At 66.0% G+C, this 15,147-nt stretch carries 11 protein-coding genes; all 11 read left to right on the forward strand.

The annotated features are described in order from the left end of the window. Nucleotides 1–788, forward strand: a 788-nt coding sequence (ftsY, locus tag CSQ85_RS05725) for a signal recognition particle-docking protein FtsY (protein WP_223846867.1), incomplete at its 5' end; no start/stop codon positions are given. 205 nt (nt 789–993) lie between these two features. Beyond that, a complete protein-coding gene (locus tag CSQ85_RS05730; protein ID WP_150383261.1) occupies nt 994–2,280 on the forward strand; it encodes an ammonium transporter in 1,287 nt (428 codons plus the stop codon). A gap of 1 nt (nt 2,281) precedes the next feature. Further along, on the forward strand, nt 2,282–2,620 hold the full coding sequence (locus CSQ85_RS05735; RefSeq protein WP_043165676.1) for a P-II family nitrogen regulator: 339 nt from the start codon (nt 2,282–2,284) through the stop codon (nt 2,618–2,620). Between the two features lie 220 nt (nt 2,621–2,840). Beyond that, on the forward strand, nt 2,841–4,736 hold the full coding sequence (locus tag CSQ85_RS05740) for a [protein-PII] uridylyltransferase family protein (RefSeq protein ID WP_150383262.1): 1,896 nt from the start codon (nt 2,841–2,843) through the stop codon (nt 4,734–4,736). Nucleotides 4,737–5,221: 485 nt separating this feature from the next. Further along, the gene (locus tag CSQ85_RS05745) at nt 5,222–6,562 is read left to right on the forward strand and encodes an MATE family efflux transporter (RefSeq protein ID WP_150383263.1); all 1,341 of its coding nucleotides are present in this window, start codon (nt 5,222–5,224) and stop codon (nt 6,560–6,562) included. Nucleotides 6,563–6,620: 58 nt separating this feature from the next. Further along, a complete protein-coding gene (gene dnaB, locus CSQ85_RS05750) occupies nt 6,621–8,174 on the forward strand; it encodes a replicative DNA helicase (protein ID WP_395956417.1) in 1,554 nt (517 codons plus the stop codon). Nucleotide 8,175: 1 nt separating this feature from the next. Beyond that, entirely contained in the window at nt 8,176–9,693 is a 1,518-nt protein-coding gene (locus CSQ85_RS05755; RefSeq protein WP_150383264.1) for a Mur ligase family protein, read from the forward strand. 56 nt (nt 9,694–9,749) lie between these two features. Next, nucleotides 9,750–10,517 (forward strand): type 1 glutamine amidotransferase, encoded by a 768-nt coding sequence (locus tag CSQ85_RS05760; protein ID WP_150383265.1) that lies wholly within the window; start codon nt 9,750–9,752, stop codon nt 10,515–10,517. A gap of 135 nt (nt 10,518–10,652) precedes the next feature. After that, the gene (locus CSQ85_RS05765; RefSeq protein WP_150383266.1) at nt 10,653–10,967 is read left to right on the forward strand and encodes a phasin family protein; all 315 of its coding nucleotides are present in this window, start codon (nt 10,653–10,655) and stop codon (nt 10,965–10,967) included. A 416-nt stretch (nt 10,968–11,383) separates the two neighbouring features. After that, complete coding sequence (locus tag CSQ85_RS05770; protein ID WP_150383267.1) at nt 11,384–13,060, forward strand: ABC1 kinase family protein; 1,677 nt, start codon at nt 11,384–11,386, stop codon at nt 13,058–13,060. Between the two features lie 1,079 nt (nt 13,061–14,139). Beyond that, the gene (locus tag CSQ85_RS05775; RefSeq protein WP_150383268.1) at nt 14,140–15,108 is read left to right on the forward strand and encodes a hypothetical protein; all 969 of its coding nucleotides are present in this window, start codon (nt 14,140–14,142) and stop codon (nt 15,106–15,108) included. Nucleotides 15,109–15,147: the final 39 nt, after the last annotated feature.

Consider the following 15,147-nt stretch of genomic DNA (forward strand, 5'->3'; position numbering starts at 1 on the left):
GTCGGCTCAACGCCGACAAGCCCGGCGCGAACAGGCCGAGCGTCATCATCATCGTCGGCGTCAACGGCACCGGCAAGGCCACTCCCGACGAGGTGCGCGCGGCCCTCAAGGAGAAGCTCCTCGACCTGGTCGGCCGCGACACGGATCGTCGGCTCAACGCCGACAAGCCCGGCGCGAACAGGCCGAGCGTCATCATCATGGTCGGCGTCAACGGCACCGGCAAGACCACGACCGCCGGCAAGCTCGCCCGACTGTTCGTCTCCGAGGGCAAGCAGGTCGTCATGGGCGCGGCCGACACCTTCCGCGCCGCCGCCGCCGACCAGCTCGAGACGTGGGGCGCCCGCGTGAACGTGCCGGTCGTCCGCTCCGACAAGGACGGCGCCGACCCCGCGTCGGTCGCGTTCGAGGCCAGCGCGAAGGCCAAGGAGATGAACGCCGACGTGCTCATCATCGACACCGCCGGCCGACTGCAGAACAAGTCCAACCTGATGGACGAGCTCGGCAAGATCCGCCGCGTCACCGAGAAGAACCTGCCCGTCGACGAGGTGCTGCTCGTCCTCGACGCCACCACCGGCCAGAACGGCATGACCCAGGCCAAGGTGTTCGCCGAGGCGATCGGCATCACCGGCGTGGTCCTCTCGAAGCTCGACGGCTCCGCCAAGGGCGGCATCGTGATCTCCGTGCAGAAGGAGCTCGGCGTCCCCGTCAAGCTCGTCGGCCTCGGCGAAGGCCCCGACGACCTCGCCCCGTTCACCCCCGAGTCCTTCGTGGAAGGCATCCTCGCCTGACTTGATGATCTGACTCGATTAACAATCGCGTAACCTGCCGTAACGAACTCAAAACCAACCGGGCGTTCACTACCGAACTGTTAGCCCCGTTACAGGGGACGGCAATAACGAACAGAGACCCGATCCGTCGTGCGGCAGGCCGTGACATCACGTCAGGGCGCGGCGCGTGCGGCCAGACCGGGAAGGACAAGAGAGGGAGGTAGACATGGATTCCGGAAACACCGCATGGATTTTGACTTCCGCGTCCCTGGTTTTCCTCATGACGCCGGGTGTGGCGTTCTTCTACGGTGGCATGGTCCGCGCGAAGGCCGTGCTGAACATGCTGATGCTCGAGGCGGCCGCGCTGTCGGTCACGATGATCGTCTGGGTCCTGTGGGGCTGGTCGATCGCGTACGCCGGTTCCGACATCGGCGGCATCTTCGGTGACCCGGCCTCCGGCTTCCTGCTGAAGGATTCGATGGTCGCCAAGGACGGCGTGTTCACGACGACCGGTCTGAACGCGAACAAGTACCCGGTGTCCGTCGACGTGGCCTTCCAGGTCGCGTTCGCGATGATCACCGTCGGCCTGATCTGTGGCGCCATCGCCGAGCGCGTCAAGTACAGCACCTGGATGATCTTCGTGGTGCTGTGGCTGACCTTCGACTACGCTCCGATGGCCCACATGGTCTGGAACAAGGGCCTGCTGTCCGGCACCGGCGCGATCTCCACCGCCATCGGCGCCGCCGCCCACGACTTCGCAGGTGGTACGGTCGTCCACATCAACGCGGCAGTCGCGGCCCTCGTGATCGTCCTGATCATCGGCAAGCGCAAGGGCTTCGCCGTGCAGCCGTTCCGTCCTCACAACGTCCCGTTCGTGATGCTCGGCGCCTTCCTGCTGTGGTTCGGCTGGTTCGGCTTCAACGCCGGTTCCGCCTTCGCCGCGAACGGCACCGCCGGCTACGCGTGGGTCTCCACGTCCGCCGCCGCAGCCGCCGCCATGCTCTCCTGGGGCTTCACCGAGAAGATCCGTTCCGGCCACTACACCGCGATGGGCGCTGCCTCCGGTATGGTCGCCGGCCTGGTCGGCATCACCCCGGCCGCCGATGTGGTCTCCCCGCTGTGGGCGATCGTCCTCGGCGCGATCGTCGGCATCCTGACCTGCCTCGCCTGCGGTCTCAAGTTCAAGTTCGGCTACGATGATTCGCTCGACGTCGTCGGCGTCCACGGCGTCGGTGGTTTCACCGGCACCGTCCTGATCGGCTTCTTTGGCGAGGGCACCGGCCTGCTGGCCGGCGGCGACTGGAAGCAGCTCGTCGTGCAGATCGTCATCGCCCTGTGCGCGATCGTCTACTCCGCCGTCGTGACCGCGATCATCGCCTTCGCGCTCGAGAAGACGATCGGCTGGCGCGTCACCGAGGCCCAGGAGGTCGGCGGTATCGATCTTGCCGACCAGGGCGAGCGTGCCTACGATTTTGCTGGTACCGCCAGCTCCGTTCTCAAGGAGGTGAGGTGAGATGAAGCTCATCACCGCAATCATTCAGCCCCATAAGCTCGACGACGTCAAGGAGGCCCTCGCGGCCGCCGGCGTGCACGGTCTGACCGTCTCCGAGGCCAACGGCTACGGCCGTCAGCGCGGACACACCGAGGTCTACCGCGGCGCCGAATACACCGTCGATCTGATTCCGAAGATCCGCATCGAGGTCCTGTCCGACGATGCGGACGCCGAAACCCTCGTGGGTGTGATCGTCAAGGCCGCCGGCACCGGAACCATCGGCGACGGCAAGGTCTGGGTCGCGCCGCTCGATTCCGTCACCCGCGTGCGCACCGGCGAGTCCGGTTCCGCCGCGATCTGACGCGACGCGCCGGTTTCGCCCCGGCGCATGACAGACGTCCGGACGCTTTCGCTTTCCCGAAGGGTTCGGGCCATCAATAGACAAGGAGTCCCCGCACGCCGCTATCGGAGCCGTGCGGGGACTCTGTCGTATTCGGAAGTATCCGGGAACACTCGGGAACACTCGGAAACATCGACACGGGAACGTTCGGGCGGAATCACCCGAAGAAGGAGCCAGCAGCATGACCAGCGCGGTGGATGGTCTCAAGCAACGATTCATGGAACTGAGCCGGCCGGACGACGACGGCGTGTACCGTTCCGGCGCGGCCAAACGCAAGGCCCGCACCGAGCTTGCGATGACGAGCCTCAAGGCCCTGTGGGACGAGGCCACGGCGGCCACGAGCTTCACGGTCCCCGAGCGCGGGATCGGCTTCGCGGCGGTCGGATCGCTCGCCCGCGGCCAGATCGGCCCGTCCTCCGACCTCGATCTCGTCATCATCTACGACCCGCACGCGATCAGCGACCAACAGCTCAACGAGCTCGCCAACAAACTGTGGTATCCGCTGTGGGACTCCGGACTCGACCTCGACCATTCGATCCGCACGCGACAGCAGTGCGAATCGGTCACCGACCACGACCTGCCCGCCGCGATGGGCTGGCTCGACGTCGAACCGATCGCCGGCGACATCGAGCTCCTGCGCGAAACCTCCGATTCGATCCTCGAACGCTGGCGCAAGGCCGCGCGCAAACGCCTGCCCGAACTGCTCGACTCCGCGAAGTCGCGTCTCGACGAGTTCGGCCGACTCCAGTACCTGAACCAGCCCGACGTCAAGGATGCGCGCGGCGGCCTGCGCGACTCGGTCCTCGTCTCCGCGCTCGCCGTCTCCTGGCTGGCCGACCGCCCCCACGGCGTGTACGACGAGGCCGTCGACCGGCTGCTCGACGTGCGCGACTGCATCCATCTGGTCGCGAACAAGGACACGAACCTGCTGCTCACGCCGTATCAGGACAAGGTCGCCGCGATGCTGGGCCTCGCGGACCCGACCCTGCCGTCCGGCGGCGAACGCGAGGCCAAGGCGATCGACGACATGCAGACGATGCTCGCGCGCATCGGCCGGCGCATCGCGTTCGCGCTCGACTCCACCGCCTCCCGCGCCGAACACTCGCTCACGCACGAGAAACCGCGATTCGCGTTCTTCCAGATGTTCTCCCAGCGCGCCGGCGGCCACCGCGAGGCGCCGAAGTTCGACATCCTCGCGCCCGGCGTCGCCGAACACGAGCAGGAGGTCGTGCTCGCGCCCGGCGTCGACCCGTCCGCCGACGCCTCGCTCGCGTTGCGCGTCGCGGTCGCGGCCGGACGCCACGGCCTGCCGATCAACCCCGGCACGCTCACCAACCTGCGACGCTGCCCGATCCACTCGAACCGGTGGGACGCGACGTCGCGCTCGCTGTTCGTCGACCTGCTCGCGTGCGGCCCGTCGCTGCTCGACGTGTGGGAGGAGATCGATTTCGCCGACATCCCGGGCAAGTGGATGCCCGAGTGGCTCGGCATCCGCAACCGCCCGTCCGTGTCGGCCGCGCACCGCTACACGATCGACCGCCATACGATCGAGGTGGTCACGCGATTGGGTCGCGAGGTCGGGTTCCCGTCGGCCGCGGCGAAGGCCGGGGCCGGGGCCGGGGTCGACGGCGAAGTGCTCGGCGACGACGGATCGGTGCGGTACGACGATCACCATTACGCCGCGCTGCTGCTCGCCGGACTCCTACACGACATCGGCAAGCGTTCCGGCGTGGCCGACCACGCGGCCGAGGGCGCGCGCCACGCGCCGGTCATCGCCCGACGCATGGGCTTCGACGACGACACCGTGCGCATGGTCACGTTCCTCGTGCGCGAGCATCTGACGCTCAGCGAGTTCGCGACCGGCCGCGACCCGAACGATCCCGCGACCGGCCGCGAACTCGCCGACCGGGTCGACCACGATCCGGTCCTGCTCGACATGCTCTACGACCTGACCCGCGCCGACGGCTCGTCGCTCGGCGCGACCCCCGAGGAGGCGATCACCAAGCGCTACGGCTGGAGCAAGTGGCGCGAGACCCTCGCCCGCCAGATGGTCGCCGTGACCCGCGCGCAGATGTAGGTTGTTTTCTGCTTTTCTGTTTTTCCGCGGTGACCGCGGGGGATGGCGCATTGACGTAACATCCCCACGCAACGGAGCAGGGGATGGCGATGCTCTGCTCTGGACCGTAAAGACTTGGCCAGAGCGGCCCGGAGCGTGTCCGGAACAGAGCATCGCCATCCCCTGCGGCCCACGCGATACCCCGATTCCGTATCGGCGATGTGTACGGAACATCGTGGCGATAATGTCACGTCGCGACACGCGCGGGGAGGAATGTGGATAAGGAAAATAGTTATCCACATTTCGGGGATAAGTATGGGGATAATCCACTGAGTTATCCACACAGTGGGGATAACTCAGTGGATAACTTGGGGATAACTTATCCACAGCACAACCCCGGCTTGCGTAATCCGAAACACCGTGGTAATCGAATCTGAACGCACGGTGAACGACCGCCGGAACGTGTATGGTGCCTGTGGAAACGCGGAGTCGGAGAAGGAGCGCGGATGTCGGAAACAGGGGAGACGGATCGCGCGCAACGCCGCCGTTTGCTGGCGCTGGCGCTGCCGACCTTCGGCCAGCTCATCGCGGAGCCGACGTTCATCCTCATCGACACCGCCATCGTCGGCCACATCGGCGACGCGGCGCTCGCCGGCCTGTCGATCGGCTCGACGATCATCCTCACCGCGGTCGGTCTGTGCATCTTCCTCGCGTATTCGACCACCGCGCAGGTCGCGCACCTGCTCGGCGCCGGCCGTCGTCGCGAGGGCATGCAGGCCGGCATCGACGGGCTGTGGCTGGCGCTCGGCATCGGCGTCGCGCTTTCGGTCGGCCTGTTCGCCGCCGCTGAACCGCTGTGCCGCGCGCTTGGCGGGCAGGGCGAGGTGCTCGATCAGGCGGTCGCCTACACGCGGGCGATCGTGCTCGGCGCGCCCGGCATGCTGCTCGTCTACTCCGCCAACGGCGTGTTCCGCGGCCTGCAGAAGGTCCGCATCACCCTGATCGCCGCGGTCTGCGGCGCCGTGCTCAACACCGCGCTCGACGTCCTGTTCGTGATCGTCCTCGACTGGGGCATCGTCGGCTCCGGCGCAGCCACCCTGATCGCGCAATGGTTCATGGGACTGTTCCTCGCGGTGCCGGCCGTCCTGTGGGCAAGGGCCGACGGCGCGAGCCTCAAACCCCGGATCGCGGGGTTGAAGCGCGCCGGCGGCGACGCCCTGCCGCTGTTCGTGCGCACGCTGGCGATCCGCGCGGCGATGGTCGTGACCGTGGGATGCGCGGCCCGTATGGGCACCGAGGTGCTGGCCGGGTTCCAGGCGGTCAACTCGTCGTGGAACTTCGCGATGAACATGCTCGACTCGGTCGGCATCGCCGGCCAGACCCTGGTCGGCGCGGCGCTCGGCGCGGGCGCGATGGATCGTGCGCGCCGTCTCACCCGCGCGACCGGCCGCATGGGCCTCGAGGTCGGCGCGGTCATCGGCGTCGGATTCGCGGGCGTCGGCCTGTTCGCCGGGCATGTCTTCTCGCCGAACCCCGCGATCCAGCTGCTGGTCGCCGCCGGCATGGTCACGATGGGCGTCTTCTTCCCGCTGCAAGGGTGGATGATGGCGCTTGACGGCATTCTGATCGGCGCGCGCGACTACCGCTATCTCGCCGCGACGTGCCTCGCGACCGCGGGCGTGTACATCGCGCTGGCCGTCGCGCTTGCCGACTTCGCCCTGCCGATGCTGCCGGGCGACTTCGCTCGCACGATCGCCCTGTGGGCCGTGTTCAACGTGGTCCTCATGGGCGGTCGCGGCCTGGCCAACGGCTTGCGCGCCCGCAGCGACGCATGGATGCGTGCATAACGTACGCGTTCCGCACCGCATCTACCGGCGTTGTTCGATGAACCTATACTAGGTGGCTATGGCTGAGGAACCTTGGGAAGATGAGCGGGCCGACGACGCGTTCGTCGCGGTCGCCGGTGGCGGGGACGAGTACGGCGGGGGAGGTCCCCGCGACGACGGCGGAGCCGGCCGTTCCGGCGGCAATCGCGGCGGAATCGGTCGTGGCGGAAGCGGTCGCGGTGGCAACGGCACCGGCTACGTGCCGGGGGCCACCGGCGCCCCCGTGCGCGACGCCCTGTTCGACCGCGTGCCCCCGCATGACGACGACGCGGAGATGGCCGTGCTCGGTGGCATGCTCATGAGCAAGGACGCCATCGGCGAGGTCTCGCAGATGATCGAGGTCACCGACTTCTACCAGCCGAAGCATCAGACCATCTACGAGGCGATCATCAACCTGTTCTCCGCGAGCCAGCCGGTCGACGCGGTGCTCGTCGCCAACCAGCTGCTCAAGAACGGCGACCTCGACAAGGTCGGCGGCACCGACTACCTGCATTCGCTCGTCGCGTCCGTGCCGACCGCCGCGAACGCCACGTACTACGCCGAGATCGTCCATCAGCGCGCGATCCTGCGCAACGTGATCGCCGCCGGCACGAAGATCGCGCAGCTCGGCTATTCCGCCGAGGGATCGCAGGCCGAGGACGTCGTCAACCTCGCGCAGGCCGAGGTGTACGAGATGTCCGTCGGCAAGGTGCGTCAGGACTATTCCGCGATCACGACGGTCGTCCACGACGCGCTCGACCAGATCGACAAGCTCCAGCAGGGCCTCGTCAACAAGGGCGTGCCCACCGGCTTCCGCGACATCGATGACGTCACGCAAGGCCTCCAGCCCGGTCAGATGGTCGTCGTCGCGGGCCGCCCGGCCATGGGCAAGTCGACGCTCGGCATCGACTTCGCGCGCTCCGCCGCGCTGCATCACCACTTGACGACGATCGTGTTCAGCCTCGAGATGAGCAAGGTGGAGCTCGCCCAGCGCATCATCTCCGCCGAGACCGAGATCCCGCTCGGGGCGCTGCGCCGCGCCGACGAGATCACGCCGGAACGCTGGAACAGGCTCAACTCGTTCTGGACGCAGCTCGACGACGCCCCGCTGTTCATCGACGACAGCCCGAACATGAGCCTGATGGAGATCCGCGCAAAATGCCGCCGCCTCAAGCAGACCAACGATCTGAAGCTCGTCGTCATCGACTACCTGCAGCTCATGACCTCGGGCAAGCAGGTCGAATCCCGCCAGCAGGAGGTCTCCGAGTTCTCCCGCGCCTTGAAGCTGCTCGCCAAGGAGCTTGAGGTGCCGGTCGTGGCCCTCTCGCAGCTGAACCGTGGCCCGGAGATGCGCAACGACAAGAAGCCGCAGCTGTCCGATCTGCGTGAATCCGGTTCGATCGAGCAGGACGCCGACGTGGTGTTCCTCGTGCACCGACCGGACTTCTACGACAAGGAGGATCGTCCGGGCGAGGCCGACATCATCATGGCGAAGCACCGCAACGGCCCGACCGAGACGTTCCATCTGGGGTTCGTCGGCGCCCTGTCGAAGTTCCAGGACATGCAGCAGGACTACAACAATCAGGGGGTGTGAGATGGCGAAGAATGGTTCCCAAAGTGTTTCACGCAATGTTCCACAGGGGTCGCAGCGTGTGCCGCGCGGCCCGCTGTACGGGTTCGCGACGCCGCTGATCGGCAAGGGCGTGCGCTGGGCCTCCCGCGTCACGCGCCACGGCGGCTCCGCGTTCCCCGGCAAGGTCGTCGAGATGATCGACCCGACGTACCTCGCGCGCACGCTCGGCCGTCTGCCGCTCGGCGTCGTGCTCGTCTCCGGCACGAACGGCAAGACCACGACCACGCGCATGGTCGCCTCGATGCTCTCCGACCTCGGGCTCAAGGTGTTCACCAACCCGACCGGATCGAACTTCACGCGCGGCGTCGTCTCCGCGCTGCTGCAGCAGGTCACGCTCACCGGCCGGCTCGACGCCGACATCGCCGTGCTCGAGCTGGATGAGGCGTACGCCGTGCACTTCGTGCGTCAGGTCAAGCCGCGATACGCGCTTCTGCTCAACGTGATGCGCGACCAGCTCGACCGCTTCGGCGAGATCGACAACACCGCCCGACTGCTCGGCCACGTCGCGGCCGCCACCACCGGCACGGTCGTCCTCAACCGCGAGGACCCGCGCATCGCCCGCCTCGCGGGACTTGCGCCGGTGAGCACGACGGTGAAGTACTTCGGCCTGTCCGACGACCTCAAGCGGTTCTTCCCCTCCGACGACGACATGGCGACGACCGTGTCCGTCGAAGGCGAGGACGGGGCCGGCGAGGCCGGGGCCGGTTCCGCGACTGAACCGGGCGCGACGACCGACCTGTCCGACACGCTCACCCTGCCGCCCGTGAACCCGGAGGCGCTGGCCATCGCCACGCTGCCGGCCGACGTCACCCTGACCGAGGTCGGCGACCACGCCGCCACGTTCCGCTTCGCCGGCAAGCCCGGTACCCCCGGCAAGCCGGGCGCGTCCGGTGACGTCGTCATCGAACGCCACACCAAGGTCAAACTCGAAGGCGTCTACAACCTCTACAACGCCGCCGCCGCGCTCGCCGTCGTGCGCGCGGTCAGACCCGACGCGAAGATCGACGATCTCATCGCCGCGGTCTCGCGCGTCACCCCGGCGTTCGGGCGCGGCGAGGTCATCGACGTGAACGGTTCGCCGACCGAGCTCCTGCTCGTCAAGAACCCGATGGGCTTCCGCCTGTCGCTCGCGAGTCTCCCGCCGGAGGGCGCCGACACGATGATCGTCATCAACGACGAATACGCCGACGGCCGCGACATGAGCTGGCTGTGGGACGTCGACTTCACCTCGCTCAAGGCAACCGGCGTCGCGCAGGTCTCCGGCGTGCGCGCGTGGGACATGGCCCTGCGACTCGGCTACGACCAGGTCGCGGTCGATGCGGTCGACACCGACATCGACGCCGCGCTCGCCGCGTTCGTCAGGCGCGATCCCGGCAAACCGAAACACATCTACTGCACGTACACCGCGATGCTCAAGGTGCGCGCCGCGCTGGGCCGCATCGCGAAGGTCGCCGACGCCGGCGTGGGATCCGGCAAGTAGTCGGGCGGACGAGTCGAGCAAGAGCGAGTAGTAAGAGCGAGTAAAGAGGAAAAACGATGTCCAAGACCATCGACGTGATGTCCCTCTACCCGAAGGACATGAACATCTACGGCGACTCCGGCAACGTGCTGACGATCCGTCGTCGCCTCGAACTGTACGGCTACGAGCCGGTCATCCACCAGTACAATCAGGGCGACGACTGGCCCGACCACGTCGACCTGATCCTCGGCGGCGGCGGGCAGGACAGCGGCCAGAGCAAGATCATCGACGACTTCTTCGCACGCGCCGACCTCATCCGCGGACTCGCGTTCCACGGCACCCCGATGCTGATGATCTGCGGCATGTACCAGCTGTTCGGCGAGTTCTTCGAAACCGCCGAAGGCTCCCGACTCGGCGGCATCGGCGTGATCGGCGCGTACACGGTCGGACGCAACGTGCGCATGATCGGCAACCTCGTCGAGCACTCCGACGATTTCGGCGACATCATCGGCTACGAGAACCATTCCGGCCAGACGTTCCTGCGCGACACCACGTCGCCGCTCGGATCGGTCGACGAGGAGGGGCGCGGCAACAACGGCGAGGACTTCACCGAGGGCGCGCGCGTGAACAACGTGATCGGCACGTACATGCACGGCTCGCTGCTGCCGAAGAACCCGCGCATCGCCGACTTCCTGATCCGCAAGGCCGTCGAACGCCGCTACGATCTGGACGACGGCGCCTCGCTCGCCACGGCCGACCAGACTCCGGAACAGGCCGCCGAGCTCGTCCGGCTGGGCAAGATCGCCGACCGGGCGCGCGCGGTCGCCGCGTCCCGCCCGCGCTGATCCGCTGGTACGTACCCGGTGCGACTGCCCAATAACCCGCCTGTTCCGACGCCCTCCGATGGAGTACGCTGGAGGTACGGGAGCGCGGCATCAGGTCGCGCACCGGCCTCGACAACTCGATGAAGGAGGGTTATCATGGCGGATTTCGATTTGGGTGACGGACTGCGCAAGGTCGTGCTGGCGGGCATCGGCGCCCTCGCCACCGGTTACGAGAAGGGCAGCGCGATCGTCGACGACCTCGTCAAGAAGGGCGAGCTGACCGTCGAACAGGGCAAGAGCCTCAACACCGAGCTCAAGCGCAAGGTGGGCGAGTCCCTCGTCAACGACGCGAACAAGGACGACGAAAAGCGCGCCGCCGCGGCCAAGGCCGCCGATCCGGCTGAGTCGGCCGCCGATCCGGCTTCCGACCCGGACGCCGCGGCGGACGAGGACAAGCCCGCGGAGGCCTGACCTCCCCACTGTTCAGTAGCTACGCGACCGGTCTCGGCCCCCCTCTGACGAGGGGGTTGTCGGGGCGGTGATCTCGATGAGGGGTCGCCGCCCACTCGGCCCCTCTGACGGGACGTTGTCGTGAAGCAAACAGCAGAGCTGTTTGTAGGCAACGTGCGAGCCGACAGGCGAGCCAATAAGGTGCGCGCGCAGCGCGTCCGTAATTGCGGGTCGGCTGTCAGCGAAGCTGACTGGGGGAGAGATAGAAGACAAGAATACTTCCATAGGTTGGATTCCAAGTAAGTCAGTGTAAGAGGTGTGAACGGTCCATGGCAGACGGCAGCAAACGTAAGCAGTTCGCGGGCACTCCGTCACAGCCGTCACAGCCGTCACAGCCCATGGTCCAATCTGTCTCCGCTCCCTCCCCCACCACAACCATGCCCGATCCCGATTCGGTGTACGCCGAGACCATCGGACTGTTCGGGCCGCATCGCGACGACTTCTCCTCGCGCTACCACCTGACCCGCTGGGGCAAGGCCAAGCGCCTCGCCCAGATCACGCGCATCGTCAACCAGTTCGACGCGCTGAAGGGCCTCACCCCGGTCAAGATGCGCCTGATGTTCGAGGCGCTCGGCCCCACGTTCGTCAAGGTCGGGCAGATCCTGTCGATGCGCTCCGAAATCCTGCCGCAGAGCTTCTGCGACGAACTCGCCAAACTGCGCGCCGACGCCGATCCGATGCCCTATCAGACCGTCATCGACACGCTCACGGCCGAATACGGCCGCCCGATCGACACGATCTTCAAGCACATCGACCCGCAGCCGCTCGGCTCCGCATCCCTCGCGCAGGTGCACCGCGCGACGCTGACCACCGGCGAGGACGTCGCCGTCAAGGTCCAGCGCCCCGGCGTGCGCGAGACGATGGCGCAGGACGTCTCCATCATGCGCTCGATCGCCAAGGCCGCAACCAAGGTGATCGGCACCTCGCAGATCGTCGACCTCAAAGGCGTGGTCGAGGAGCTGTGGGACACGTTCGAATCGGAGACCGACTTCCTCGTCGAAGCGCGCAATCTCGCGGAATTCAAGCGATTCTCGGCGCGATTCAAGTACATGGACTGCCCCAAGCCCTACCCGGACCTGTGCACCGAGCATGTGGTCGTCATGGAGTACGTGGAGGGCATCTCCGTCTCGCACGCCGGCGAACTGGTCGCCGCCGGCTACGACCTGAAGGACATCGGCACCAAACTCGTCGACAACTACTCCACGCAGATCCTCGACGACGGCTTCTTCCACGCCGACCCGCACCCGGGCAACATCATCATCCGCGGCGGGCAGATCGTCCTGATCGACCTCGGCATGACCGGCCGACTCGACGTCAAGACTCGCGCGGTCATGAAGGACATGATCTTCGCCGTCGCCAAGCAGGACTCGCCCGCGCTCGCCGATGGCCTGCTGCGATTCGCCGGCGGCGAGGCCGATCCGGCCGACTATCCGGCCCTGCTCGCCGACCTCGACGTGATCGTCAAGGAGTACGGCACGGTCGATCTGGCCGACCTTGACATCGCCGCGTTCCTGACCGCACTGACCTCGCTCGCGCAAAGGCACGGCATCGAGGTGCCGAGCACGATCACGACGGTCGGACGCGCGCTCGTCACGCTCGAGGGACTGCTCGACGAGTTCATCCCGGACGTGAACATGATCGAGATCATCTCCCGGCACATCGCCACCTCGCGCACGCCCGACCAGATGGTCAAGGACGAGCTGAAATCGCTCGGTGTCGAGGGGCATGAGGCCCTGCACAGCGCGCTCGGTGCGATGAGCGAGCTCAACGTGGCCGCTCGCATGCTCACACGCGGCCAGCTGCGCATGAACATGGAGCTCGTCGGCTCGCAGGAGCCGTTCCAGCTGCTCTCCGATATGGTCAACCGCCTGACGATGGCGCTGATCGTGGTCGGCCTGTTCATCGGTTCCTCGATCGTCTACTACGCTGGCATGAAGCCGATCATCTTCGGCATCCCGATCGTCGGTTTCATGGGCTACGTCGTCGCCTTCGTCCTCGGTTGCTGGATCGTTCTGGACATCTACCTCAAAGGCCGCAAGTCCAAAAAGCGGTAGGGGTATAGCCCCTCCATCGGTCAGCCCGTAGTGCCGGACCATCGTTCGTTCACCCTGTCGTTCGGGCCATGGTTCGTCTACTCCGTGGTTCGGACCGTGGTTCGTCTACCCTGTCATCCAGACCATCATTCATCCGGCCCATTGTCTACCTATCATACGGTCCGCCACATGGCTAACCCGGTTTCGATCAACGGTCTCCGGACCTCCCGGCCTAGTCGGTCCGAAATCGCCGTACGCTTGCCCGTGGCAAAAGTCGTGGCCGGATGGCCTGTACGTTCTCCGTGGTTGTAACGGTGCATACCCCAATGGGCGTACGCTGCGGTCGCCTCAGCATACGATCCTCGTGGCTATCTGGTCTCCATCACCCGTATTCGTACCCTGACCGGCTGGAAGCGTACGAATACGGGTGACATCGTCGGCCAAGCCCCGTTCCGCGTACGCTGCCCGACCCTGAGCGCACGGAGAACGGGACTTGCCTTTCGTTAGTCCCCGTATGCGTACTCGGCGTCCCCCCATACGTGCGCGACTGTGGTCGGTCAGTCCCGCGTACGTTCCCTGTGGTCATACGGTCTCATCCCTCAATACGCGTACGCTGCCATCCTCTCAGCGTACGTTCCTCGTGACTATCGGACTCCCATCACCCATATTCGTACTCTGACCAACTGGAGGCGTACGAATACGGGTGATTTTGTCGGTCAGGCCCCGTTCCTCGTATGCTGAGTCGACCTGAGCGTACGAAGAACGGGGTTCCCTTGTTGCTGGTCCCGATATGCGTACTCACATGACCCAGCCATGACCCAACCATGACCCAGCCATGACCCAACCGGTCCCGCCACCCTGTCCTGGTTGGTCTTATCCTTGTCCAGTTCCCACTGATTCTGCCCCGTCTGTCTCTGCCCATTCCTGCTGGTGTCCCTTCCATCCTCCATCCGGCCCCCATCCGGCCCTGTCCGTGGACCTATTGGAATAAACCACAGTGTTCGTGCGTTCTGGACAGATCATCCACCGTGTTATGCACCCTGTCCCCATGACCATATGCCGGTGTGGCGGCCTCGCATCGGACCGCCTACCGTGGAGGCATGAAGCAACACAAGGTGGTGAATGCGCTCATCCGCGAGTCCGAAGAACAGCATCGGTGCCTGTACGGCGCCGACGATGCCGCGCGACGTGCGCTGCGCAGGCGATATCAGGTCGGCGAACTGGTCTCGCCATATCCGAACGTCTACGCTCGACCCGAGTTCTGGAGGGCCCTGAACCCATGCCAACGGTCCTTGTGCGTATCGAGGACGCTGCATCTGATGCATCCGAAATGGGTGTTCACCGGTCTGACCGCTCTGGACGCCCACGGCTTCGATCACACATGGGGAATGCACGATGACGTGGTGACGATCGCGGATACCCGTGGACGCGGTGACAGGGTGATCGCGAATCGCGGAGCCTACACGCTGCGACGCACGTTCATGCCTACGATCCGGTCGTCCACGATCGCCGGGATTCCCGTCACCGATGCCGCCCGGACGCTGGTGGTCTGTGCCCGGAAGGTCTCTTTCGTGCAGGCCTTGCCGCTGTTCGACTCGGCGATTCGCAGGGGAGTGGACATGCAGGATGTGCGTGCCGCATGCCACAGGGCCAGGTCGGATCTCACATCGGTGACGAGGGTGCTGAAATACGCCAATGGCAAGTGCGAGAACGGTGGCGAGTCGATGGTCTATGGGGTGATCGTGTCCGGCGGGTACGCCGTTCCCGAATTCCAGGTGGAGTTCCGCACGGCCGATCGGGTGTATCGAGTCGATTTCCTTTGGCGGATCCATGACGGGCGCATCATCGTGCTGGAATACGACGGCATGCGCAAATACTCCGATCCGTCCATGGCCGGTCGTCGATCGGTGAAACAGGTGGTCAGCGACCAGCTGACCCGTGACCAGTCGCTGCGTTCGCTCGGCGTCACGACGATCGTCCATTGCGATTACGACGATGTATCATCCCAGCAGCCGCTGCTCCGCAAGCTGTCCGATGCCGGAGTCCCTTGGATCGGTCGTCCATGGTGATGCGGGGCAGAGGCCGGACAGGGCCCCAACCCAGCCGTG

This window comes from Bifidobacterium rousetti (assembly GCF_008698235.1).
Taxonomy (GTDB): Bacteria; Actinomycetota; Actinomycetes; order Actinomycetales; family Bifidobacteriaceae; genus Bifidobacterium; species Bifidobacterium rousetti.

What these genes read in the sequence shown, in the direction of transcription:
- CSQ85_RS05745 (WP_150383263.1), top strand. Translation starts at nt 5,222, where the DNA reads ATGTCGGAAACAGGGGAGACGGATCGCGCGCAACGCCGCCGTTTGCTG.
- CSQ85_RS05775 (WP_150383268.1), top strand. Translation starts at nt 14,140, where the DNA reads ATGAAGCAACACAAGGTGGTGAATGCGCTCATCCGCGAGTCCGAAGAA.
- CSQ85_RS05740 (WP_150383262.1), top strand. Translation starts at nt 2,841, where the DNA reads ATGACCAGCGCGGTGGATGGTCTCAAGCAACGATTCATGGAACTGAGC.
- CSQ85_RS05755 (WP_150383264.1), top strand. Translation starts at nt 8,176, where the DNA reads ATGGCGAAGAATGGTTCCCAAAGTGTTTCACGCAATGTTCCACAGGGG.
- CSQ85_RS05765 (WP_150383266.1), top strand. Translation starts at nt 10,653, where the DNA reads ATGGCGGATTTCGATTTGGGTGACGGACTGCGCAAGGTCGTGCTGGCG.
- dnaB (WP_395956417.1), top strand. Translation starts at nt 6,621, where the DNA reads ATGGCTGAGGAACCTTGGGAAGATGAGCGGGCCGACGACGCGTTCGTC.
- CSQ85_RS05735 (WP_043165676.1), top strand. Translation starts at nt 2,282, where the DNA reads ATGAAGCTCATCACCGCAATCATTCAGCCCCATAAGCTCGACGACGTC.
- CSQ85_RS05760 (WP_150383265.1), top strand. Translation starts at nt 9,750, where the DNA reads ATGTCCAAGACCATCGACGTGATGTCCCTCTACCCGAAGGACATGAAC.
- CSQ85_RS05730 (WP_150383261.1), top strand. Translation starts at nt 994, where the DNA reads ATGGATTCCGGAAACACCGCATGGATTTTGACTTCCGCGTCCCTGGTT.
- CSQ85_RS05770 (WP_150383267.1), top strand. Translation starts at nt 11,384, where the DNA reads ATGCCCGATCCCGATTCGGTGTACGCCGAGACCATCGGACTGTTCGGG.